This window comes from Pseudomonas sp. JUb42 (genome assembly GCF_024807945.1).
Taxonomy (GTDB): domain Bacteria; phylum Pseudomonadota; class Gammaproteobacteria; order Pseudomonadales; family Pseudomonadaceae; genus Aquipseudomonas.
The window spans coordinates 48,481-71,272 of sequence record NZ_JANUFD010000023.1 but is presented as its reverse complement, the minus strand read 5'-3'; the positions used below and the strand labels follow the sequence as shown (position 1 = coordinate 71,272).

Genomic DNA, 22,792 nt, shown 5'->3' with positions numbered 1-22,792 from the left:
TGAAAATGTGTCGGTATACCGACCGATTCGCGGGCAAGCCACGCTCCCACAGTCCTCTATGTGCTACATGGCAGAGGGGACTGGCTCTCAGGACACCCGATATGCCCAATGCCTTGCACCGCATCATCCTTGCCCTCGCTTTACTGCTGCCTATGGCAGCCCACGCCAGCGATGCCAGCGACTTTGTCGCCGGTGAATCCGCCGAGCGTGCCGAATTGCTCGAAGCCTGGGCGGCCAAGCCCGACCCGGCTCGTGTCGAACTGATCATCGCCCTGCAGGAAGGCCGCGTCGCCGCTGACAGCAGCAACCGCGCCTATATCCAGAATGGCGACAGCTTCACCGCCGTCGATCCCGCCGCACCTGCCGTAGCCGATGCGCCGACGCCCGATGAACCCCAGGCCATCAGCCTGAACAACCGCCTGCGCGGCCTGGTGGAAAACGCCCTGGCCAGCCACCAGCTGCTGGCCGCCGACGCCAAACTGCGCCTGAGCGCTGCCTTGCAACTGCAAAAAAGCGCGCGCCCGGCGCAACTCGACCTGCTGACCCGGGAAGTCGCCAACGAAAACGACACCACGGTGCGCAGCGCCCTGAGCCTGGCACTGGCCAACCTGCAACTGGTGGACAGCAGCCCGACCATTCGCCTGGCCGCCGTGCGTCTGCTCGGTGAAACCGGCGACCCGCTGGCCCGTACCCGCCTTGAAGGCCTGCTCGCCCCCGGCGTCGAACCGGATGCCACCGTGCACCTGGCCGCCGAGACCAGCCTGGCCCAGGTCAAACGCAAACTGATGATCGGCGAAGTGCTTGGTCAGGTGTTCAGCGGCATTTCCCTGGGTTCGATCCTGCTGCTGGCGGCCCTGGGCCTGGCGATTACCTTCGGCCTGCTGGGTGTGATCAACATGGCCCACGGCGAGATGCTGATGCTGGGCGCTTACTCGACTTACATGGTGCAGCTGTTTTTCCAACGCTATGCACCGGGGGCACTGGAGTTCTATCCGCTGGTGGCCCTGCCGGTGGCCTTCCTGATCACCGCGCTGATCGGCATGGCCCTGGAACGCACGGTGATCCGCCATCTGTACGGCCGCCCGCTGGAAACCCTGCTCGCCACCTGGGGCATCAGCCTGATGCTGATCCAGGCGGTGCGCTTGATCTTCGGCGCGCAGAACGTCGAAGTCGCCAACCCCGAATGGCTGTCCGGCGGGATCCAGGTGTTGCCCAACCTGGTGCTGCCGTACAACCGCATCGTCATCATCGCCTTCGCCCTGTTCGTCGTGCTGCTGACCTGGCTGCTGCTGAACAAGACCCGTCTGGGCCTGAACGTGCGCGCCGTGACCCAAAATCGCAATATGGCGGCCTGCTGCGGCGTGCCCACCGGACGTATCGACATGATGGCTTTCGGCCTGGGCTCCGGCATCGCCGGGCTCGGCGGCGTGGCCCTCAGCCAGATCGGCAACGTCGGCCCGGACCTGGGCCAGAGCTACATCATCGACTCGTTCCTGGTGGTGGTGCTCGGCGGCGTCGGCCAGTTGGCCGGTAGCATCACCGCAGCCTTCGGCCTGGGCATCGCCAACAAGATTCTCGAACCGCAGATCGGTGCCGTACTGGGCAAGATCCTCATCCTGGCGCTGATCATTCTGTTTATCCAGAAACGTCCGCAAGGCCTCTTCGCACTGAAAGGACGGGTGATCGACTGATGAGCCAGCCATTGATGCTAACTGCTGCACAAAAGGTCGGCCCCAAGGGCACGCTGGTGATTGGCGCCGTGGTACTGGCCGTATTGCTGGCCCTGCCGCTTTTGTCGCTGCTGCCTGCCGACAACAGCCTGCAAGTGTCGGCCTACACCCTGACCCTGGTCGGCAAGATCCTTTGCTACGCCATCGTCGCCCTGGCCCTGGACCTGGTCTGGGGCTACGCCGGGCTGCTGTCCCTGGGCCATGGCCTGTTCTTCGCCCTCGGCGGCTACGCCATGGGCATGTACCTGATGCGCCAGGCATCGGGCGATGAATTGCCCGCCTTCATGACCTTCCTGTCATGGACCGAACTGCCGTGGTACTGGAGCGGCACCCAGCACTTCCTCTGGGCTATGTGTCTGGTGGTACTGGCGCCAGGGCTGCTGGCGCTGGTCTTCGGTTTCTTTGCCTTCCGCTCGCGGATCAAGGGCGTGTATTTCTCGATCATGACCCAAGCCCTGACCTTCGCCGGCATGCTGTTGTTCTTCCGCAACGAAACCGGCTTCGGCGGCAATAACGGCTTCACCAACTTCCGCAGCATTCTCGGTTTCAGCATCAGCTCCCAAGGCACGCGGGCGGCGCTGTTTATCGCCACGGTGGTGCTGCTGGTCGCCAGTCTGTTCCTTGGCTGGCGCCTGGCCCAAAGCAAGTTCGGCCGGGTCCTGACCGCCGTGCGCGACGCCGAAAACCGCCTGATGTTCTGCGGCTACGATCCACGCGGTTTCAAGCTGTTCGTCTGGGTCCTGAGTGCGGTGTTGTGCGGCTTGGCCGGAGCCTTGTATGTGCCGCAAGTCGGCATCATCAACCCCAGCGAAATGTCGCCGACCAACTCCATCGAGGCTGCCGTCTGGGTTGCCCTGGGCGGGCGCGGCACGCTGATCGGCCCGCTGCTCGGCGCCGGATTGGTAAACGGCATGAAGAGCTGGTTCACCGTGGCTTTCCCCGAGTACTGGCTATTCTTCCTCGGCGCACTGTTCATCATCGTGACCCTGTATCTGCCCAAGGGTGTGATTGGTCTGCTCAAGAAAAGGGGCGAACAATGAAAACCACTCCGACTCCCTCGTTCATGCTGGAACCGGCCTACGAGCCGCTGCTGTCGCCGAACAAGGACGCCGGTACCAGCCGTGACGCCATCGGCCTCGGCCAGGCGGCAGGCCAGGGCCTCAACACGCGCCACGGCACCATCCTGACTCTGGAAGACATCAGCGTCAGCTTCGATGGCTTCAAGGCCCTGAACGACCTGAACCTGTACATCGGCGTTGGCGAGCTGCGCTGCATCATCGGCCCCAACGGCGCGGGCAAGACCACCCTGATGGACGTGATCACCGGCAAGACTCGCCCCAGCCACGGCAAGGCCTGGTTCGGCGAAACCCTGGACCTGACGCAAATGAGCGAAGTGCAGATCGCCCAGGCCGGCATCGGTCGCAAGTTCCAGAAACCCACGGTATTCGAAGCCCTCAGCGTGTTTGAAAACCTCGAGCTGGCGCAGAAGACCGACAAATCGGTATGGGCCAGCCTGCGCGCGCGCCTGAGTGGCGAACAGCAGGACCGCATCGCCCAGGTACTGGACACCATCCGCCTGACCACGTCTATGCATCGCCCGGCAGGCTTGTTGTCCCACGGCCAGAAACAGTTCCTCGAGATCGGCATGCTGCTGGTCCAGGACCCGCAATTGCTGCTGCTCGACGAGCCGGTAGCGGGCATGACCGACGCCGAAACCGAATTCACCGCCGAACTGTTCAAGAGCCTGGCGGGCAAGCATTCGCTGATGGTGGTGGAACACGATATGGGCTTCGTCGGCACCATCGCCGACCACGTCACGGTGCTGCACCAGGGCAGCGTGCTGGCCGAAGGATCGCTGGAAGAAGTGCAGGCGGATGAGCGGGTGATCGAGGTGTATCTGGGGCGCTGAAAAGCGCCCAGCTGCGAGCTTCGAGCTGTAAGCGACAAGCTAGAAGCGCGTACTCCGAACTGCTTTTTCTTGCGGCTTGAAGCTTGTAGCTCGCCGCTTGTGAGGAACGAACGAATGCTCCAAGTTGAAAAGCTTCACCAGTATTACGGCGGCAGCCACATCCTGCGCGGTCTGTCCTTTGACGTGAAGATCGGCGAAGTGACCTGTCTGCTGGGCCGTAACGGCGTGGGCAAGACCACCCTGCTCAAGGTGCTGATGGGCCTGCTGCCATCCAAGGAAGGCTCGGTGCAGTGGGAAGGCAAGGCCATTACCGGCTTCAAGCCCCATCAGCGCGTGCATGCCGGGATCGCCTACGTGCCCCAGGGTCGCGAGATCTTCGGGCGCCTGACGGTTGAAGAAAATCTGTTGATGGGCCTGTCGCGCTTTCCTGGCTCCGAAGCCAAGGAAGTCCCGGCCTTTATCTACGAATTGTTCCCGGTGCTGCTGCAGATGAAGCAACGCCGTGGCGGCGACCTGTCCGGCGGCCAGCAACAGCAACTGGCCATTGGCCGGGCGTTGGCCAGTCGCCCACGCCTGCTGATCCTCGACGAACCCACGGAAGGCATCCAGCCGTCGGTGATCAAGGAGATTGGCGCGGTGATCAAGAAGCTCGCCGAGCGCGGCGACATGGCGATTCTGCTGGTGGAGCAGTTCTACGATTTCGCCGCCGAGCTGGCCGATCAATACCTGGTGATGTCGCGTGGCGAAATCGTCCAGCAGGGCCGTGGCGAGAATATGGAAAGCGAAGGTGTTCGCGGCCTGGTAACGATTTGATCTAAGGTGCTTACCTTCACAGAACGACAACGACCCCTATGAATCTTCCTGCCCACACCGCCCTGTTCACCCCCAGCTGGCACGCCGAGCTGGAGCTGGGCTATGGGCGTTTCGGCGATAGTACGCGGCCGGTGCAACGACGCCATATCGGCCCGCTGCGCGTGCAGAAACACCTGTACGCCGAAGGCCCGCAAGTCTGCCAGCACATCATCGTCCACCCACCCGGCGGTATCGCGGGCGGTGACCGGCTGAATATCTCGGCCACGGTCGGCCCCGATGCCTGGGCGCAACTGACCAGCCCCGGCGCGGCCAAGTGGTATCGCGCCGCAGGCCCGGCCTATCAGCAGCTTGAATTGAAGGTAGCCCCCGGCGCCACGCTGGAATGGCTACCCCAGGAAACCATCGTGTTCAGCGCCGCCCAGGCCGAACTCACTACCCGTATCGAACTGCAAGGCGACGCTCGCCTGCTTTACTGGGATGTGGTGGCCTTGGGCCGACCGGCCAGTGACGAACGTTTCGCCCAGGGGCATTTTCAGTCGCACCTGGATATCCGCCGCGATGGCCAATTGCTCTGGCACGAACGGCAACGCATCATCGGCGGCGACGGCCTGCTCGACTCGCCCATGGGCCTGGATGGCAAGAGCGTGTTCGCCACCCTGCTGATTACCGGCGAGATCGACAGCGAACTGCTGGAAACCTGTCGCTCGCTGAACAGCAACGTGCGCGGCGACCTGACCCAACTACCGGGGCTGGTAGTCGCCCGCTGCCTGGCCGACGAGGCCCTGCATGCCCGGGCCTGGCTGATTGCATTGTGGAAGCTGTTGCGCCCGGTATTGCTGGGGCGCGAGGCGGTGGCACCGAGGATCTGGAGTACCTGAAATTTTAATTTGTGGGAGCGAGGCTTGCCCGCGAAGGCCTCAACACCGTTTGCCTGATACACCGCGTCGCTTGGTTCGCGGGCAAGCCTCGCTCCAACGATCTGCCACTTTTTATACGGAACAAACATGGACCTGACCCCACGCGAAAAAGACAAGATGCTGATCTTCACTGCCGGCCTGGTCGCCGAACGGCGCCTGGCCCGGGGCGTGAAGCTCAACTACCCGGAGGCCATGGCCTATATTTCAGCAGCGCTGCTCGAAGGCGCCCGGGATGGCCAGACCGTCGCCGAGCTGATGCATTTCGGCACTACCCTGCTCAGCCGTGAGCAAGTCATGGAAGGCATCCCGGAAATGATCCCGGAGATCCAGGTCGAGGCCACCTTCCCTGACGGCACCAAACTGGTCACGGTGCACCAGCCGATCGCCTGAGCCGAGCACAACAAGGACGCAGAACCGCCCATGACTTTCCTGATTCGCGATGCACTGCCCGCCGACCTGCCGGGCGTGCTGGACATCTACAACGACGCCGTCCTCAACACCACGGCGATCTGGAACGAACAACCCGTGGACCTGGCCAACCGCCAGGCCTGGTTTGACGCGCGCAAGACCCAGAGTTATCCGATCCTCGTCGCCGTTCAGGACGACGGCCAGGTCCTGGGTTATTCCTCGTTCGGTGACTGGCGGCCCTTCGAAGGCTTCCGCCACACCGTTGAGCATTCGGTCTACGTGCGCGCCGACCAGCGCGGCAAAGGCCTCGGCCCGCTGCTGATGCAAGCCCTGATCGAACGCGCGCGCCTGTGCGACAAGCACATGATGGTCGCGGCCATCGAAAGCGGTAACACCGCGTCCGTAGGCCTGCACGAACGCCTCGGTTTCATCACCACCGGGCAAATGCCCCAGGTGGGCACCAAGTTCGGCCGTTGGCTGGACCTGACCTTCATGCAACTGGACCTGTCGCCGGGCGCCACGGCCCCGACCTCGCAAGCTCCGCACACTCACTAGAGAGCAGCCCATGAACCCCGCCCAGTTACGACGTGTGAACGCTGAAAGCTTTGCGCATTACCGCCATGGTTTGGTCGAACTGTTATTGGATGCCGTGCAGCACGGCGCCTCGGTAGGGTTCATGGCCGACCTGGACAGCGAACAGGCCTATGCCTGGTGTGACAGCCTGAAAAGTGAAGTCACCAGCGGCAGCCTGCTGTTATGGGTGGTGGTGCAGGACGAAGAAGTCCTGGCCAGCGCCCAACTGGCTCTGTGCCAGAAAGCCAACGGGCGCAACCGAGCTGAAATCCAGAAACTCATGGTGCGCGACAACGCCAAGGGCCGCGGCCTGGGCAGCCAGCTGATGAAGGCCGTCGAGCAAATGGCCCAGCAGCACAGGCGCGGCCTGCTGTACCTGGACACCGAAGCCGGGTCCGCTGCCGAAGCCTTCTATCGCGCCCTGGGCTACACCCGGGTGGGCGAACTGCCCAACTACTGTCAAAGCCCGGACGGCCGCTACACGCCGACCGCCATCTACTTCAAGACTTTGGGACAACCCGCATGATTCCTGGCCAATACCAGATCCAGCCCGGTGACATCGAACTCAATGCCGGGCGCCGCACGATCACCGTGAGCGTTGCCAACAGCGGCGATCGGCCGATCCAGGTCGGCTCGCATTTTCACTTTTTCGAAACCAACGACGCCCTGACCTTCGACCGCGCCGCCAGCCGCGGCATGCGCCTGAACATCCCGGCCGGCACGGCCGTGCGCTTTGAGCCTGGGCAGTCGCGGGAAGTGGAATTGGTGGACCTGGCCGGGCATCGCCGGGTGTTCGGGTTTGCCGGGCGGGTGATGGGGGATTTGGATTAATTCAACTCCACACCCGTTGGAGCGAGGCTTGCCCGCGAATGCCTCGACGCTGTTTGCCTGACACACCGCGTCAGCCGGCTCGCGGGCAAGCCTCGCTCCAACGGTGAACGGCCGAAATACCGAATTTAATGAATCCAAGGAATCCCGATGAAGATTTCCAGACAAGCCTACGCCGACATGTTCGGCCCCACCGTTGGCGACAAGGTTCGCCTGGCGGACACCGAGCTGTGGATCGAAGTCGAGAAAGACTTCACCACCTACGGCGAAGAAGTGAAGTTCGGCGGTGGCAAGGTCATTCGTGATGGCATGGGCCAGGGCCAACTGCTGGCCGCCGAAGTGGTCGACACCCTGATCACCAACGCCCTGATCATCGACCATTGGGGCATCGTCAAGGCTGATGTCGGCATCAAAAACGGCCGCATCGCCGCCATCGGCAAGGCCGGTAACCCGGATATTCAACCGGACGTGACCATTGCCATTGGTGCCGCCACCGAAGTCATCGCCGGTGAAGGCATGATTCTTACAGCGGGCGGCGTCGATACCCACATTCACTTCATCTGCCCACAGCAGATCGAAGAAGCCCTTATGAGTGGCGTGACCACCATGATTGGCGGCGGCACCGGCCCGGCCACGGGGACCAACGCCACCACCGTGACGCCGGGGCCATGGCATATGGCGCGCATGCTCCAGGCCGCCGACTCGTTCCCGATGAACATCGGCTTCACCGGCAAGGGCAACGTCAGCCTGCCGGGGCCGCTGGTCGAGCAGGTCAAGGCCGGGGCCATCGGCCTCAAACTGCATGAAGACTGGGGCACCACCCCGGCGGCCATCGACAACTGCCTGAGCGTGGCCGACGAATACGACGTACAGGTGGCCATTCACACCGATACCCTGAACGAGTCCGGCTTCGTCGAAACCACCTTGGCCGCGTTCAAGAACCGCACCATCCACACCTATCACACCGAAGGCGCCGGTGGCGGCCATGCCCCGGACATCATCAAGGCCTGCGGCTTCCCCAACGTGCTGCCCAGCTCGACCAACCCGACGCGGCCTTTCACCCGCAACACCATCGACGAACACCTGGACATGCTGATGGTCTGCCATCACCTGGACCCAAGCATCGCCGAAGACGTCGCCTTTGCCGAAAGCCGCATCCGCCGCGAGACCATCGCCGCCGAAGATATCCTGCACGACCTGGGCGCGTTCTCCATGCTCAGCTCCGACAGCCAGGCCATGGGCCGGGTTGGCGAAGTGATCATGCGCACCTGGCAGACCGCCGACAAAATGAAGAAGCAGCGCGGCCCGCTGCCTCAGGATGGCGAGGGCAACGACAACTTCCGCGCCAAGCGTTACATCGCCAAATATACGATCAACCCGGCCATCACCCACGGCATCAGCCATGAAGTGGGCTCGATCGAAGTGGGCAAGTGGGCCGACCTGGTGCTCTGGCGCCCGGCGTTCTTCGGCGTCAAGCCGACGCTGATCCTCAAGGGCGGCGCCATTGCCGCAAGCCTCATGGGCGACGCCAACGCCTCGATCCCGACCCCGCAACCGGTGCACTACCGCCCGATGTTCGCAAGCTACGGCAGCTCGTTGCACGCCACCAGCCTGACCTTCATCAGCCAGGCGGCCTTCGACGCAGGCGTACCGGCGACCCTTGGTCTGAAAAAACAGATCAGCGTGGTCAAGGGCTGCCGCAGCGTGCAGAAGAAAGACCTGATCCACAACGACTACCTGCCGGACATCGACGTCGACCCACAGACCTACCAGGTCAAGGCCGACGGCGTGTTGCTATGGTGCGAACCGGCGGACGTGCTGCCAATGGCGCAGCGCTATTTTCTGTTTTGATAGAGAGGCAGCTACGAGCTACGAGCCGCAAGTAGAAGCCGATTACTGCATCGGCTTGTATCTCGCAGCTCGCAGCTGACACTCTGTTCAAGACATTGTGATATCCCACAAGTCTTTGATTTTCTGTCTATACCAGGCGACCAGATGAAAGTCGGAAGTTTTGTCTACCTGTTCGCCCGCTTTGAAAAAAAGGACAACCGGTACAGACCTGATTTCTACGGTCTTGCCTGACAGGGTGTAGGTCCCCTCTGGGGCGCGAACAAACTTGACCTTGTCGGCATATTCATTCGCCAGCTTGTCGATAATCTCGCCTGTCCTGGCACTTTTGTCCGGCTCGCCAAATTCATTCACACCAGGCTGGCTGAATTCGACAACCACCGGTGCCTCGCTTTGCGTCACTTCGTTTTCAAATGACTCTTCGTTAACCACGATTACGCTCATGTTGAAGCTCCCGTCCCGCTCCCTCCTCAACGTACTCATCCAATATCGGTCGACAACCCGTCCACTGCCTAAAATGACCCTGACCCGTTCGTCGAGGCTTCACCTTTCAGTAAAGGCCGCTTTATAACCGCGCAACGGCTATTTGTCGGAAACCGCAAAAGCGCTAAGATCACGGGCTTCTCGTTGAGGTAACTGGTTATGCGTCTGTCCGACTTTATCGTTGCCCATGTAGATCGCATCGTCGACGAGTGGGAAGACTTTGCCAGAACCCTGAAGCCGGCGGCCGACTCCATGGATCGCGTCGAGCTGCGTGACCATGCCAAATCGATCCTGCTGGCCGCGTCACGGGACATGAAGACCGCGCAGAGCAAGCGTGAGCAGATCGAGAAGGCCAGGGGTGAAGAGCCGGGCAAGACCCCGAGCCTGGATGAGGCCGCCGCCAGTCATGGCGAGCTGCGCCATATCGTCGGTTTCGACCTGGTGCAGATGACTTCGGAGTTTCGCCATCTGCGCGCCACGGTCATTCGCCTGTGGGTCGAGAGCCTGACCTCGCCGGATATCGCTTATTTCCAGGACATGATCCGCTTCAACGAAGCCATCGACGAAGCCCTGGCCGAATCCACCGCCGCCTATGCCGAACAGGTCGACCGCTCGCGGGATATCTTCCTGGCCATTCTCGGCCATGACCTGCGCGCGCCGTTGCAGGCGGTGAGCATGTCCACCGAACGCCTGGCCCTTACCGCCAATCTCGACGACAAGGCCCTGGCCTATATCTCCCATATCAAGATCGGCACCCGGCACATGGGGGGCATGGTCAATGATCTGCTGGAGTTTGTTCGCAGCCGCCTGGGCGCCAGCCTGCCCATCGACTGCAAGCCCATGGACCTGGCCAATGCCTGTCGCGAAGCCATCGCCGAAGCCTGCGCCGCCCGGCCGGGGCAGAACCCGCAACTCAATGTGCGCGGCGACACTCAGGGCCAGTGGGATCACGGGCGCCTTAACCAATTGCTGCAAAACCTGATCGGCAATGCCATTCAGCACGGCGCCAATCACCATGAGGTCGATATCAAGCTCATCGGTGAAGAAGATCACGTAGTCCTGAGCGTGCATAACAAGGGCGAGCCGATTGCCGAAGACGCCATTGGCAGCATCTTCGACCCGCTGGTACGGGCGGCCAGCGAAACCTCCGGCCCGCAAAACCCCTCGACCAGTCTTGGTCTGGGGCTGTTCATCGTCAAGGAAGTGGTCATGGCCCACGGCGGCAGCATCACCGTGACCTCGACCATCGGCGACGGCACCACCTTTACCGTGGTGCTGCCCAGAAGCCCGGCATAGCCAACCTCATCTGGAATGGGCTTACCTGAAACACTCAAATCTGTGGGAGCGAATTTATTCGCGAAAGCGGTATTTCAGGCGATGGAGATGCATCGGATGGGCCGGCCTCTTCGCGAATGAATTCGCTCCCACAAAAGCGTAGTTATTTCAGCTGATCATGCAGAACCCGAGCAGGCCCTGCTAGCCATCACTCCACCGCCAGCGACCGATCAATCATCGCATTGATCCCCTCCAGCTGATGCAACACCGCAAACATCAAATGCCGCGAACGCCCGCTCATGCTCTCGCCATATTCATAGGTAGCCGCCAGGGTGCAGCGCAGCATGTCCGAGGCCTGGACATGCGCCTGTTGGGGAGTCAGGGCGGGATTGGCGATCAGCGGTAAATCGGGGGTGATTTCTTTCATGGGTACAACTCCTACAACGCATGAGGAGCCGACACTTACTCGCTACCAGACGATTGGGTGGCGGCCGTACACAGGCTGGTAGTCCGGTTGTAGGCACCCGGCTCGCCCGAGGGCGTCCTGCATACGGCCACCAAAACTCAGGCCGTAAAAAAGCGCCTCGCTAAAGGTGGCGCCGTGCGCCTACATGCTCCAGACCTACCATGGCCTGATCGCTGATTTTGCAGCGACGGCAGGAGGTTAGAGAGCCGAATCGGCAGGCGCAAGGGGTCCGGATTTTCTCGGAAATTTCACTCAAAAGAAAGGGAAGCGTCCTGCTATCAGAGCTTTTCGAGACATGGGAAAACACGCATCAGGTAAGAACCATATACCGCATGGAGCGCAGGTAACGTTGCTAACTTTATGCACCTTCCAATTTTCGAGATGCCAAAACCCATGATCCATTCAAAAGGACATCCCTCGTTGAGTTTTGATCGGCAGCGCTATACTTTTCAGCCGTCCACCTACAGCCGTCAATTCTGGGGATACGTCATGGAGTCGCCCGTTCTTTCATTCAATGCTGACGGTGAACTGGTAGAAAAACTGGATCAATTGGCTCTCGCCACTGATCAAGATCGCCAATATCACCTGCAACGCGCGCTGGCACGCTACGTGGAGACCGAGTCGTGGTATCTGCGCGCCATTCAGGAGGGCATTGCTGACGCCGATGCAGGTCGCCTTATCGACCTTGAAACCGTAAAAGCCAAATGGATCGCGCGTGCTAACAATCGCACTGACTGAAAAGGCAGACAGCGATCTGGAAGGTATTCATGAGCATTACGAAGCACAAGCAGGCACGAAAGCAGCAGACGCCCTCATAGCTCAGGTCATTGCGGCGCTGACGCAGCTAACAACGGTCAGTGGGATGGGGCGCCCTTCGCAGGGCCCTGATGTACGTCAGTTGGTATTTAGCCGATATCCGCTGATTGCGCTGTATCGGATAGAAAGAGGCAGGATTCAGGTTCTGCGAGTCGTTCATCAACGTACTGAACGGGCCGACTGTTGGTGATATCAAACGATGCACTTTCATCTGAACTGGTCATGCGTCAGGCCAGACTTTCTGCGAACCCCGCGAGCCCCCTGTAGGACCGGCTTTAGCCGGGAGGGCGGCATTCCTGCTTAGAAAAATGCTGCGCAGGTGACGGCCCTCTCCCGGCTAAAGCCGGTCCTACGAGTGATCCAGCGGCCAGTCCTACAAAAAGACCGGACCACCCATCAATTCCACTGCGCCCGCGGATCAAAGCCGGCCTTGTCCGCCAGGGCCTTCCACATCGCGCGGGTGGCGTCGTCGGTGGTCTTGGGCATGACGATCTTGATCTGTGCCAGCAGGTCGCCACGGCTGCCCTGCTTGTTCTGCAGACCGTTGCCTTTGACACGCAGGCGCTGGCCGTTCTGGCTGTCGGGGCGGATGGTCAGGTTGATCTTGCCGGTCAGGGTCGGGACCGCGACCTTGGTACCGAGCACTGCTTCCCACGGCGCCAATGGCACGGTGATGACCAGGTCATGGCCTTCGATCTCGAAGCGCGGATGTGGCGCCAGGCGGATGGTCAGGTACAGATCACCGTTTTCGCCACCGGCAATCCCCGGCGCACCCTGGCCCTTGAGGCGGATACGCTCGCCATCGACCACGCCAACCGGGATCTTCACGTTCAGGGTCTTGGTGATATCAGCCATGCGCTGGCCCGCCGCGTTGTGCTGCGGCACCTTGAAGCTGACTTGCTTGGACTCGGTGGCCAGGGTCTCCTCGAGGAAGATCGCCAGGTCCATCTCTACATCCTGGCCCTTGCGCGCCTGGCTGCGTGGCCGACCGCCTCCTGCGCCCTGGCCGCGACCACCAAAGATCGAGCTGAAGAACTCGGAGAAGTCCGCATTGCTCTCATAAGCGCCCGCGCCAGTGCGGCTCTGCCAGCCCGGCGGCGTCTGGAACGGCCGGCCTTGTTGGCCGTATTTGCGGATTTCGTCGTATTCGGCACGTTTTTCCGCATCGCCCAGCACGTCGTAGGCCTCACCGGCCTCCTTGAACTTGTCTTCGGCCCCGGCTTCTTTGCTCACATCGGGGTGATACTTGCGGGCCAACTTGCGGTAGGCGGCCTTGATCGCCTTCTCGTCCGCCGTCGGGTCAACCCCAAGAATCTTGTAATAGTCTTTGAAATCCATCGAGTGGTTACCATCCTCGGTTGTCCAGGCGCCCGACGCACGGGTGTTTTGCGCGGCGCATCCGCCTTATCAAGAAGGCATCTGGATCAATTGGCGTTGAAGTGTATCGGCAGCCGAACGCGCTGGCTTGAAGCCGCGTGCGCTCGTTGCCCGGGAATGCCTTGAAGATTGGGGGTCAAAGGCCTTAGTTCAAGTCAGGCGATGAAATACAGATAACTTTGGATTCCCGATGTTTCGCCCTACGCATCCGGCTTGCACTGACATACACTGCGCGGCCGTTTTTTGACTGGAACGTAAAAGACATGAATGACCAATCCCCGGCCCGTGCCTGCGGTATCGACTTCGGCACGTCCAACTCTACGGTCGGCTGGCTGCGACCGGGCGTGGAATCGCTGATTGCGCTGGAGGACGACAAGATCACCCTGCCGTCAGTGGTGTTCTTCAACATGGAAGAACGTCGCCCGGTGTATGGCCGCCTGGCCCTGCACGAGTACCTGGAAGGCTACGAAGGGCGCCTGATGCGCTCACTCAAGAGCCTGCTGGGCTCCAAGCTGATCAAGCACGACACCAGCGTGCTGGGCACGGCCATGCCGTTCAAGGACCTGCTGGGGCTGTTTATCGGCGAGCTGAAGAAACGCGCCGAGACCACCGCAGGCCGTGAATTCGAGGAAGTGGTACTGGGTCGCCCGGTGCATTTCGTCGATGACGACATCGCCGCCGACCAGGACGCCGAGGACACCCTGGCTGCCGTGGCGCACAAAGTCGGCTTCAAGGACGTCTCGTTCCAGTACGAACCCATCGCCGCCGCCTTCGACTACGAGTCGACCATTACCGGTGAGGAACTGGTGCTGATCGTCGACATCGGCGGCGGTACTTCGGACTTCTCCCTGGTGCGCCTGTCGCCAGACCGGCGGTTCTACGACGACCGCCATGAAGACATCCTGGCCACCGGTGGCGTGCACATCGGCGGGACCGACTTCGACAAGCAACTGAGCCTGCAAGGCGTAATGCCGATGTTCGGTTATGGCAGCCGCATGAAAAGCGGCGCCTACATGCCCACCAGCACCCACATCAACCTGGCGACCTGGCACACCATCAACTCGGTGTACTCGCAAAAATCCCAGCTGGCATTGGGCAGCATGCGTTATGACATCGAAGACACCCAGGGCATCGACCGTCTGTTCAAGCTGATCGATCAGCGCGCCGGGCACTGGCTGGCGATGGAAGTGGAAGAAACCAAGATCCAGCTGACCCACGACGAAAACCGCCACCTGCCGATGGACCGCATCGAAGCCGGCCTGAGTGTGGATCTGAGCCGGGTGATGTTCGAAGCAGCTATCGACGCGCTGCTGGAACGGGTGCGCAACAGCGTGACCGAATTGCTGGTCAAGGCCGGTGCCCGGGTCGATCAGGTCAATACGGTGTTCTTCACCGGCGGTTCCAGCGGCATCCCGGCGCTGCGCAACAGCATCTCGGCCATGCTGCCCAATGCCCGCCATGTGGAAGGCAATATCTTCGGCAGTATCGGCAGCGGATTGGCGATCGAGGCGAAGAAGCGCTACGGCTGATTGCTCAATGGTTTCTTGTGGGACCGGCTTCAGCCGGGAAGGCGCATTCCCGGCTAAAGCCGGTCCCACATTGTTTTACATCTGCGTCAAACCAACTGCGCGTTACGCAACTCGCTCTTGAGATAAGCGTAATAAATCGGCCCTGCCACCACCCCCGGCAGGCCGAACGCTGATTCAAAGATCAGCATCGCCAGCAACAACTCCCACGACTTGGCATTGATCTGCCCGCCGACGATCCGCGCGTTGAGGAAGTACTCGACCTTGTGGATCACGATCAGATAGCCCAACGCTGCCAGCGCCACCCAGATCGACAGCGACAGGCCGACGATAAAGATCAGGGTGTTGGACATCAGGTTGCCCACTACCGGCAACAGGCCAAGCAGGAACGTCAGGGCGATCAGGGTCTTGGTCAGGGGCAGGTGGATGCCGCACAACGGCAGGACCACCGCCAGGAACACCGAGGTAAAGGCGGTGTTGAGCAGGGAAATCTTGATCTGGGCGAAGACGATATTGCGAAACGCGCTGCTCAACAGGCTCAGGCGGTCGAACAATGCAGCCGCCAATGGCTTGCGGGTGTGCACTTCGGAAATCTTCTGCAAGGCGATGATCGCCCCCAGCACCATGCCGATCAGCAGCGTGACGAAGGTATGCGCCGCCCCCTTGCCGAGGGATTGCAGCTCTCCGACGTGGCGTTTCAACCACTCGCCCAGGGACACCTGGAACTCGGCGGCGCTGGCGGGCAGGTAGTTGTCGATCATCGGCGGCAGCTGGCCGCGGGCGCGGTCGACCAGAGTCATGAATTTGTCGAGGAAGGCGCCAGGGTTTTCCGCCTCATGCAGGACAAAGCTGATGGCAGCAGCAAAGATCAGCGCCAGTACGCTCACCACCAGTGTGCCCAGCAGGGCTACCGCCACCCAACGGGCGCGCTCGCCGGCGACCAGTCGCTGCAATAGCGGGGTCAGCATATTGACCAGCTCGTAGACCAGCAGGCCCGCCAACAGACTGGGCAACAGCGTCAACGGCATGACCAGCAGCAAACCGCCAATGATAATGACCCAACTGGCCAACAAAACCTGACGCGAAGAAAACGTTGGCATAGCCCTTCAAACCCGCAACGCAAAGAGGTGGGCAGTCTGCCAGCGTTCCGGGGCGAGAACCAGTCATCTGATGAGTGGGAGTGAAAGCGGATTTTTCACGCCAACCCAGGCGCGATCAGGGTTGGCGTGGCTTTGCTATCGGTCAGGCTGCCCGCGAAGAATTATTTCTTCTTGAGACAGTCGCTCATGAAGGTCTTGCGCGCGTCACCCTTGAGCGTTTTGCTCGCCGCATCGGCATTGCAGGACTTCATTTTTTCCTGCTGCGGCGTCAGCGCTGTTGCGGCCGGAACAGCCGGGGTGGCTTTGAGGCAAGTGCTCATGAAGGCCTTGCGTTCATCGCCCTTGAGCGACTTGGCGGTGGCGTCGGCGTTGCAGGTGGTCATCTTGTTTTGTTGCGCCGTGGCAGCAAAGCCCTGAGCACTGATGAGCAGGCCCACGCACAGCAGAGAAGCACGCACTATATTCATCGATCCATCTCCCTGACCGCTGCGCCAGTCAGCGCAGTCTGTCTTGAAGTGTAGTCAACAAATGTTGCGAGACGTGTCAGGCATGGCCGCTGCCTTGACGACGGTACTGCTCCGGCGTGCAACCGGCCTGACGCTGGAACATGGCGATAAAGGCCGAGGCGCTGCTGTAGCCCATGTCGAACGCGATTTCCTGCACGGTCTGACGGCTGTCCAGCGCTTCGATGGCGGCCAGGAAGCGCAGGCGCTGGCGCCAGTCGCCGAAGCTCATGCCCAATTCGCGCAGGCATTGCCGGGCCAGGGTGCGTTCACTGACGTACACCTGCTGCGCCCACTCGGCCAGGGTGCGGTTGTCGCTGGGGTCGGCTTGCAATGCTTGCATCACCAGGGCCAGGCCTGCGCTCTGCGCATAAGGCAGGTAGCGCGTCTGCACCGGCGCGCTGCGCAACTGGTCGATCAGCACCTGGGCCAGGCGGATATCGGCGGGCGTTTCGGGAAGGCGCACATCGCGCTCGGCGAAGTCACCGAAGATGGCTCGCAGGATCGGCCCGATCTCCAGCGTGCAAGGCTCGCTGGGGAAATCACTGCATTGCTCGCTGGCGATATACACCGAGCGATAGACCACCGCATCGCGCATGTAACAGCTGTGCTCCATGCCCGGCGGCACCCACACGCCATATTGCGGCGGCGACAGAAAGCGCTGGCTGCCGACTTCGATCTGCATCACGCCACGGGACGCGTAGTTGAGCTGGCCCCAGGTATGGCTGTGGGTATCGCTGTAGCTGTCAGCGCCAAACTCGCCGTAACGCAGATAAATGAACAGCGGCTGATCAGATTCCAGGCCACTGACCGGCACCCTGGGCATGTTGACGATCTTTGTGGCCATGATGTCCGTCTTGAATAGCTGATTGTCTGAAACGGAGTATAGCCAGCCAACCAGACAGGCAGATACTCCGGGTTCATTATGGAGACGCGTCATTCATGTCTTATCTGCTTCCCCTGTTGACGGTCCTGATCTGGGCCGGCAATACCCTTGTCACCAAGGCCAGCGCCGGGGCCATCGGACCGTCGGAGATCGGCTTTTATCGCTGGCTGCTGGCGGCGCTGCTGTTTACGCCCTTCCTGATCCTGCCGGTGTTGCGCAATCGTGCGGCGATCAAGCCGGTGCTAGGCAAGGTCATAGTCCTGGCCGCCTTGGGCATGGCCCTCTTTCAAAGCCTGGCCTACTTCGCGGCGGGCATCACCTCGGCTACCAACATGGCCATCATTCCGTCGCTGATTCCGATCATGGCGCTGCTGATGGCTTCGGTCGTGCTCGGCTCGCAACTGACCTGGGGGGCGGTCATCGGCGCGCTGATTTCGGTGGCCGGGGTACTGGAAGTGGTGTCGGCCGGGCATATCGGCAATCTGGCCCACCAGGGGCTGAATCTGGGGGATGCCATGCTGCTGTTGGCCGCCTTGGCGTTTGCGGTCTATAGCATCCTGTTGCGCAAATGGCAGCTGCGCTTGCCGCCGCTGCAACTGCTGTATCTGCAGGCCGTGGCGGCAACCATCATGCTGCTGCCGATGTTCCTGCTGACGCCACGGGTCGGGCTGAACATGCACAATATCGCGCTGGTGCTGTATGCCGGCATCCCGACTTCAATGCTCGCGCCGTTGCTGTGGATGCAATCAATCGCCCGTCTGGGGCCGGAGCGCACCACGCTGTTCTTCAATCTGCTGCCGATCGTCACGGTGCTGGCAGCGGCACTGATCCTGGGCGAACAGCTGGCGTCCTTTCACCTGCTCGGCGGCGGCCTGACCCTTGTCGGGGTGATCCTTGCCGAACGCTGGCGCACGCCGTTGCGCCCGGTCGCGCTACAGTCCTGAGGCCTTGAGCCGTCCGGCGTGCTGCATGAACAGCCCGACCGGGTCGGCGCCCTTGCCGACCATGCCGAAGTGCTGGTTGACGATATCGAAGTGGTCCAGCGGATAGTCGGAGCCGATCACCGTGCCCAGGTGCGAGCTGTAGCGCCCGACCATGCCGTCACACTGTTCGCGTTCATGGGCGAAAGCGTGGGCAAACAAGCGGCAGGTCAGGTTACTGCCGTCAAAGCGATTACTACCCTTATTACTGCGCCCGGGCTGCAAGGTCCCTGACCAGGAGTAATAACGCACGCCATTGACCAGCTCCTCGCCCTGCCCGCCCCAAGTCTGCGGCAGGCCCTGGGGATACTGGCGATTGAATTGTTCAACGCCACGGGTGGTCAGGGACATGTGCGACGCATCGATATCCATGGGCAGGCGCGGGCCGCGATAGCCGGTTTCCAACAGCCCCAGGAGCCAGACCGAAACACCCAGCACCACGTTGAGTACGCCATTGCCGAAGCTGCCCAGAGGGAAACGCCGCTCCAGATAGTCGGCCAGCTCCGAACCATGATTGGGCCCGGCCACCGAGGTGACTGACGCCACCCGTTCGGGATGGCGCGCCGCGACATAACGACTGGTCAGGGCGCCATGGCTATGGCCGATCAGGTTGACCTTTTGCGCACCCGTCTCACGCAGGATCTCGTCGATAGCCGCCAGCAACTGTTCGCCGCGCACTTCGGTGGAGTGCATGGCCGAGACCATCACCGGGTAGACCTGCGCCCCGCCCCGGCGCAGCGCCTTGACGATGCCGAACCAGTACGGATAGAAACCCAGCCGGACAAACCCCAACATGCCGGGCACCAGCAACAAGGGATAACGGGTTGCCTGATCTTCTGCCATGAGCACTCCTTAGCGACCATCCGTCCAGCAATAACCGCTGAAGATGACAAAACCAGCGTCGTGGCAAAGTAATGCTTTATCGCCACCCCAACATCGAACTCTTGTGCAATCTCAGGGCTCAAACCGGTATCGGGCCCTTCCTGAGGCTCTTTCCCACGAGTAATCGCCATGTACAAGCAAACCCTCGCCGCCCTGGCCGTCTTCACCACTCTTGCGGGCTGTAGCCACAGCCAGGTGCAGAACCCGGTGGATTACCTGACCTACCGCAGCCAGCCGCTGGTCAAGCAAGTGGAGCTGGGCATGAATGAACAGCAGGTCCTGACCATCGGCGGCGAACCGTCCAGCCGCATGCTGCGCAAGGCCTATCCCGGCACCTGCAATAACTATGTACTGAGCAAGGACGGCGCCAAGCAGGTTTATTACGTGTCGTTCAACGATATCGGCAAGGTCGACAGCAAAGGCTTCATGACCTGCGAGCAGCACGAGAAGAATCAGCGGTCGAACTAAACCGAACTATTCCATGGCGCCGGGACTCACAATTTGTGACCGCTCAAGCCATAGAGCCTGACGGATAACCGTACACGCCATGGAGATACCTGATGAGTAACGTGCAGCAATTGTCCGATGTAAACACCCTTCGTCAGCGTGCACGCCAGAATGTGCAAAACGGTGCCGTGACCGAAGGCTATAGCGCCGACCGCGAAACCATCCTGCGGCTGCTCAACGAATCACTGGCCACTGAACTGGTGTGCGTGCTGCGCTACAAGCGCCACCACTACATGGCCACCGGCCTGAAGGCCAGTGTCGCGGCAGCAGAGTTCCTCGAGCACGCGCAGCAGGAAGCCGAGCACGCCGACCTGCTGGCCGAGCGCATCGTGCAACTGGGCGGTGAGCCGGAATTCAACCCCGACACCCTGTCGAAGAACTCCCACGCGCAGTACGTCGCGGGCAATACCTTGAAAGAGATGGTCTACGAGGATCTGGTGGCCGAGCGTATCGCGGTCGACAGCTACCGGGAAATCATCCAGTTCATTGGTGACCAGGACCCGACCACCCGCCGCATCTTCGAAGACATCCTGGCTCAGGAAGAAGAACATGCCGACGATATGGCCGACATTCTGAAAGACCTGTAACCAAGTAAGCTCCCACCCGGTGGGAGCGAATTCATTCGCGAAGACGACCGTACATTCGACGCATTTTTGTCGCCTGATACGCCATCTTCGCGGATAAATCCGCCCCCACATGTGACATGGGCGAACTCTTACTTCACCGTCTTCGGTGCCTTCCCCGCCCGCATCTGCTCCAGCAACGGCGCACACTGATTAGGCTCACCGCCACTAGGCGCGACCAGAGCCAATAAGCCCGCCGCAGGCCCTGCAACCACTCCCAACGCCACCATCCCTGCACCACGCAGCAGCAATGGGCCGCTCTCGACACCGGCATTGGGTTTGGCGAATGGACCGTTCACATACAGCGGCGAACGCAACGAAAACACGCGGAAGCCCTTGGATTCGGGGCTGATTTTCATATCCAGTTGCTCGGTTTTCATATTCACCGTGCCATCGATATAAATGATCGCGTTCTCGGTATCGAAGACGAACAGTCGTGGCGTCACCAGACCATCCTTGATACTCAGGTCCGAGGCGGCACAATTGATCTTCACGTCCTTGTCACCAAACATTTTGCCGACCACGTAGTTGCCGACGTTGAGCCCGGCGATTTCCATCAGGCCGCGACTGACCGCGCCGTCATTGACCAGCAACTTCAAATTACCGTTGGCAGTGCCGAGCAAATCGGCGACGGAGTTACCGCGCCCGCTGAAATCAGCGTCGCCATTGAGTTCGCCAAAACTGGTCTTCATCGGCTCGAAGGTCGGGAACAGTTGCTTGAGCTTGAAGTTGCGTGCACTCAGCTTGACCTGTGCCTGCAGCGGCTGGGCGTGACCATCGAGCTGCAGATCGGCATCGAGCTTGCCCCCGGCCACACCAAAGCGCAGGGGTTGCAGCTTGAGCTGGCCGTCGTCGAGCACGACGTGGGTATAGAGGTCAGTAAAAGGCAGCTCAGGGCTTTTGACGATTTTCTTGCCGGTGAATTCGACGTCGGCATCCATGGCCGCCCAACGATCAGTCTCGAACTTCTGCACCGGCAGTACCTTGCCCGCCGGTTGCTGACTGTCGCTGCCGCGCTTCTTCTGATCGGCTTTGGAGTCCGCACCAATCAACGGCGCCAGGTCAGTAAACAGCAGTTGCTCAGAGACCAGTTTGCCGGTCAGTTTCGGCCGAGGCTGGCTGGCGACGAAACCCAGGTCACCATGAATGTCACTCTGGCCGATCTTGCCGTTGAAGTTCTCGTACTTGAAGTTCATGCCCGCCGGGTCATGCAGCTTGGCGATCAGGTGACCATCGGTGGCGTATGCCGGCGACTCAGGCAGGGTCACGCCGGTCAGTGGATAGAGATTGCCCAGGCTGGTACCTGCCAGTTTCAGACGCAGATCCAGAGCGCCGAGATTCTGCGGGTCGGTCAAAGTGCCAGCAATGGCGATACGGGTATCGCCGACCTGCACATCCGCCTGCACCGGGAACGGCTGCGCGGCGTCCTTGAGCGCCAGCAGGCCGCCGATCTTGCCCGTGCCCTGCAATGCCTGGCCGTGATACTGGCCTTTAACGCTCAGGCCAAACGCGTAGTCCTGCGGTGTAGCGCCTTTGTCCTGGGCCTTTTTCGCCTCCTTGCCGCCGACGATATCGGCAAAGGGAATCGGCTTGCCCAGCGGATCAATCACCAGGTCCAGCTGGGTCTTGAGGGTCTGGTCGTTCAGGCTGACCAAACCCTTGTCGAACTTGATCGCACCGATATCCACTACCCAGCTGGAGGGCTTGGCATTGGGATCGGCCTTGGGCAAATCAAAGACCCAGTTGGCGCGGCCATCGGCCAGGCGCTCCAGGCGTGCCTCGGGGCCGGTCAGATCGATGCGCGGGATGACCACGCGCTGCATCAGCAAAGGCAAGGGCGCCAGGCGCAGTTCGACGCGTTTGAGGGTGACCATTTGCGGGGTTTTCGACCAGTCCGGATTACCCAGGCTCAGGTCTTCGGCAATCATGTGCGGCCACGGCACCCAGGCGCGCCAGCCGCCTTCATCCGGCTCCCGCGCCCAGACCACCGCCAGGTTGCCATTGATGGCGAAAGGCCGATGCAGCTCGGCGCTGACCTTTTCATTGATGGTGGGCTTGAGCCTGTTCCAGTCGAAAGTAGCAATAACGACGATCAGGACGACCAGAACCAGCAGCAGGATGCCACCGCTCCAGGCAAGAATTTTTCGACTGCGCGTCATGCGTGCCTCTCCCAATAACAAGCTGCCTTCTGCGGCAGTTTGCGTACGACTTTGTTGTTCGACTGATTAAAGCGCCAAGGGTTTGATTGGATTACCGGTTTTTAGCAACCAGGACGAAAAGCGCGATGATGAAGCAGCACAGGACGAAAAATCCCCATTGCGGCGCAAAAGCAAAACCCTGCA

The 22,792-nt window shown here is 60.9% G+C and carries 25 protein-coding genes; 17 read left to right on the top strand and 8 right to left on the bottom strand.

Annotated elements, in window-relative coordinates; genetic code table 11:
• Positions 1–101: 101 nt before the first annotated feature.
• From urtB to ureC, 10 genes are all read left to right on the top strand, one after another.
• A complete protein-coding gene (gene urtB, locus M2401_RS32480; protein WP_259110861.1) occupies positions 102–1,691 on the top strand; it encodes an urea ABC transporter permease subunit UrtB in 1,590 nt (529 codons plus the stop codon).
• The gene (gene urtC / locus M2401_RS32475; RefSeq protein WP_259110859.1) at positions 1,691–2,770 is read left to right on the top strand and encodes an urea ABC transporter permease subunit UrtC; all 1,080 of its coding nucleotides are present in this window, start codon (positions 1,691–1,693) and stop codon (positions 2,768–2,770) included. Before urtB ends, urtC begins: the two co-directional genes overlap by 1 nt.
• The gene (gene urtD, locus M2401_RS32470; protein ID WP_259110858.1) at positions 2,767–3,639 is read left to right on the top strand and encodes an urea ABC transporter ATP-binding protein UrtD; all 873 of its coding nucleotides are present in this window, start codon (positions 2,767–2,769) and stop codon (positions 3,637–3,639) included. The genes urtC and urtD overlap by 4 nt, the downstream gene beginning before the upstream one ends.
• A gap of 114 nt (positions 3,640–3,753) precedes the next feature.
• Positions 3,754–4,452, top strand: a complete 699-nt coding sequence (urtE, locus tag M2401_RS32465) for an urea ABC transporter ATP-binding subunit UrtE (protein ID WP_259110856.1) — start codon at positions 3,754–3,756, stop codon at positions 4,450–4,452.
• Between the two features lie 38 nt (positions 4,453–4,490).
• Positions 4,491–5,330, top strand: coding sequence for an urease accessory protein UreD (locus M2401_RS32460; protein ID WP_259110853.1), 840 nt, complete (start codon positions 4,491–4,493; stop codon positions 5,328–5,330).
• Positions 5,331–5,456: 126 nt separating this feature from the next.
• Positions 5,457–5,759, top strand: a complete 303-nt coding sequence (gene ureA / locus M2401_RS32455) for an urease subunit gamma (RefSeq protein WP_218227681.1) — start codon at positions 5,457–5,459, stop codon at positions 5,757–5,759.
• Between the two features lie 30 nt (positions 5,760–5,789).
• Positions 5,790–6,332: a GNAT family N-acetyltransferase gene (locus M2401_RS32450; protein ID WP_259110847.1), complete on the top strand. Its 543-nt coding sequence runs from the start codon at positions 5,790–5,792 to the stop codon at positions 6,330–6,332.
• 10 nt (positions 6,333–6,342) lie between these two features.
• On the top strand, positions 6,343–6,876 hold the full coding sequence (locus M2401_RS32445) for an N-acetyltransferase (protein WP_259110844.1): 534 nt from the start codon (positions 6,343–6,345) through the stop codon (positions 6,874–6,876).
• Positions 6,873–7,181 carry an urease subunit beta gene (locus tag M2401_RS32440; RefSeq protein WP_259110841.1) on the top strand — a complete coding sequence of 103 codons (309 nt, stop codon included), beginning with the start codon at positions 6,873–6,875 and terminating at the stop codon, positions 7,179–7,181. The genes M2401_RS32445 and M2401_RS32440 overlap by 4 nt, the downstream gene beginning before the upstream one ends.
• Before the next feature lie 147 nt (positions 7,182–7,328).
• Positions 7,329–9,029 (top strand): urease subunit alpha, encoded by a 1,701-nt coding sequence (ureC, locus tag M2401_RS32435; RefSeq protein WP_259110838.1) that lies wholly within the window; start codon positions 7,329–7,331, stop codon positions 9,027–9,029.
• Between the two features lie 87 nt (positions 9,030–9,116).
• Here the strand turns inward: ureC and M2401_RS32430 are convergent, their stop codons facing one another.
• Entirely contained in the window at positions 9,117–9,470 is a 354-nt protein-coding gene (locus M2401_RS32430; RefSeq protein ID WP_259110835.1) for a co-chaperone YbbN, read from the bottom strand.
• A gap of 198 nt (positions 9,471–9,668) precedes the next feature.
• Here M2401_RS32430 and M2401_RS32425 point away from each other — a divergent pair, with 198 nt between their 5' ends.
• Positions 9,669–10,805, top strand: a complete 1,137-nt coding sequence (locus M2401_RS32425) for a sensor histidine kinase KdpD (protein WP_259110832.1) — start codon at positions 9,669–9,671, stop codon at positions 10,803–10,805.
• 187 nt (positions 10,806–10,992) lie between these two features.
• Here the strand turns inward: M2401_RS32425 and M2401_RS32420 are convergent, their stop codons facing one another.
• Positions 10,993–11,211 carry a DUF6124 family protein gene (locus tag M2401_RS32420; RefSeq protein WP_259110830.1) on the bottom strand — a complete coding sequence of 73 codons (219 nt, stop codon included), beginning with the start codon at positions 11,209–11,211 and terminating at the stop codon, positions 10,993–10,995.
• Positions 11,212–11,739: 528 nt separating this feature from the next.
• Between M2401_RS32420 and M2401_RS32415 the strand changes: the two genes are divergently transcribed.
• Together M2401_RS32415 and M2401_RS32410 are read left to right on the top strand one after the other, a co-directional pair.
• Positions 11,740–11,988 carry a CopG family ribbon-helix-helix protein gene (locus tag M2401_RS32415; RefSeq protein ID WP_259110879.1) on the top strand — a complete coding sequence of 83 codons (249 nt, stop codon included), beginning with the start codon at positions 11,740–11,742 and terminating at the stop codon, positions 11,986–11,988.
• Complete coding sequence (locus M2401_RS32410; RefSeq protein WP_259110827.1) at positions 11,966–12,256, top strand: type II toxin-antitoxin system RelE/ParE family toxin; 291 nt, start codon at positions 11,966–11,968, stop codon at positions 12,254–12,256. Before M2401_RS32415 ends, M2401_RS32410 begins: the two co-directional genes overlap by 23 nt.
• A gap of 206 nt (positions 12,257–12,462) precedes the next feature.
• On the opposite strand, the gene cbpA is transcribed toward M2401_RS32410, so the two are convergent.
• Positions 12,463–13,404 carry a curved DNA-binding protein gene (gene cbpA / locus M2401_RS32405; RefSeq protein WP_259110826.1) on the bottom strand — a complete coding sequence of 314 codons (942 nt, stop codon included), beginning with the start codon at positions 13,402–13,404 and terminating at the stop codon, positions 12,463–12,465.
• A gap of 302 nt (positions 13,405–13,706) precedes the next feature.
• Here cbpA and M2401_RS32400 point away from each other — a divergent pair, with 302 nt between their 5' ends.
• Entirely contained in the window at positions 13,707–14,972 is a 1,266-nt protein-coding gene (locus M2401_RS32400; protein WP_259110824.1) for an Hsp70 family protein, read from the top strand.
• 86 nt (positions 14,973–15,058) lie between these two features.
• On the opposite strand, the gene M2401_RS32395 is transcribed toward M2401_RS32400, so the two are convergent.
• The 3 genes from M2401_RS32395 to M2401_RS32385 all read right to left on the bottom strand — a co-directional run bounded on the left by M2401_RS32395 (position 15,059) and on the right by M2401_RS32385 (position 17,419).
• A complete protein-coding gene (locus M2401_RS32395) occupies positions 15,059–16,069 on the bottom strand; it encodes an AI-2E family transporter (protein ID WP_259110822.1) in 1,011 nt (336 codons plus the stop codon).
• Between the two features lie 161 nt (positions 16,070–16,230).
• Complete coding sequence (locus M2401_RS32390; protein WP_259110820.1) at positions 16,231–16,536, bottom strand: PsiF family protein; 306 nt, start codon at positions 16,534–16,536, stop codon at positions 16,231–16,233.
• Positions 16,537–16,612: 76 nt separating this feature from the next.
• A complete protein-coding gene (locus tag M2401_RS32385; protein ID WP_409034020.1) occupies positions 16,613–17,419 on the bottom strand; it encodes an AraC family transcriptional regulator in 807 nt (268 codons plus the stop codon).
• Between the two features lie 95 nt (positions 17,420–17,514).
• On the opposite strand from M2401_RS32385, the gene M2401_RS32380 reads away from it, so the two are divergent.
• Entirely contained in the window at positions 17,515–18,402 is an 888-nt protein-coding gene (locus M2401_RS32380) for a DMT family transporter (RefSeq protein ID WP_259110818.1), read from the top strand.
• Here the strand turns inward: M2401_RS32380 and M2401_RS32375 are convergent.
• Positions 18,391–19,281 (bottom strand): triacylglycerol lipase, encoded by an 891-nt coding sequence (locus tag M2401_RS32375; RefSeq protein WP_259110816.1) that lies wholly within the window; start codon positions 19,279–19,281, stop codon positions 18,391–18,393. The two genes, M2401_RS32380 and M2401_RS32375, sit on opposite strands and share 12 nt — an antisense overlap.
• Positions 19,282–19,449: 168 nt before the next feature.
• Between M2401_RS32375 and osmE the strand changes: the two genes are divergently transcribed.
• Together osmE and M2401_RS32365 are read left to right on the top strand one after the other, a co-directional pair.
• Positions 19,450–19,788: an osmotically-inducible lipoprotein OsmE gene (gene osmE / locus M2401_RS32370; RefSeq protein WP_259110814.1), complete on the top strand. Its 339-nt coding sequence runs from the start codon at positions 19,450–19,452 to the stop codon at positions 19,786–19,788.
• A 92-nt stretch (positions 19,789–19,880) separates the two neighbouring features.
• Positions 19,881–20,414 (top strand): bacterioferritin, encoded by a 534-nt coding sequence (locus tag M2401_RS32365; protein ID WP_259110812.1) that lies wholly within the window; start codon positions 19,881–19,883, stop codon positions 20,412–20,414.
• Positions 20,415–20,542: 128 nt separating this feature from the next.
• On the opposite strand, the gene M2401_RS32360 is transcribed toward M2401_RS32365, so the two are convergent.
• Complete coding sequence (locus M2401_RS32360) at positions 20,543–22,609, bottom strand: AsmA family protein (protein WP_259110809.1); 2,067 nt, start codon at positions 22,607–22,609, stop codon at positions 20,543–20,545.
• Positions 22,610–22,792 lie beyond the last annotated feature (183 nt).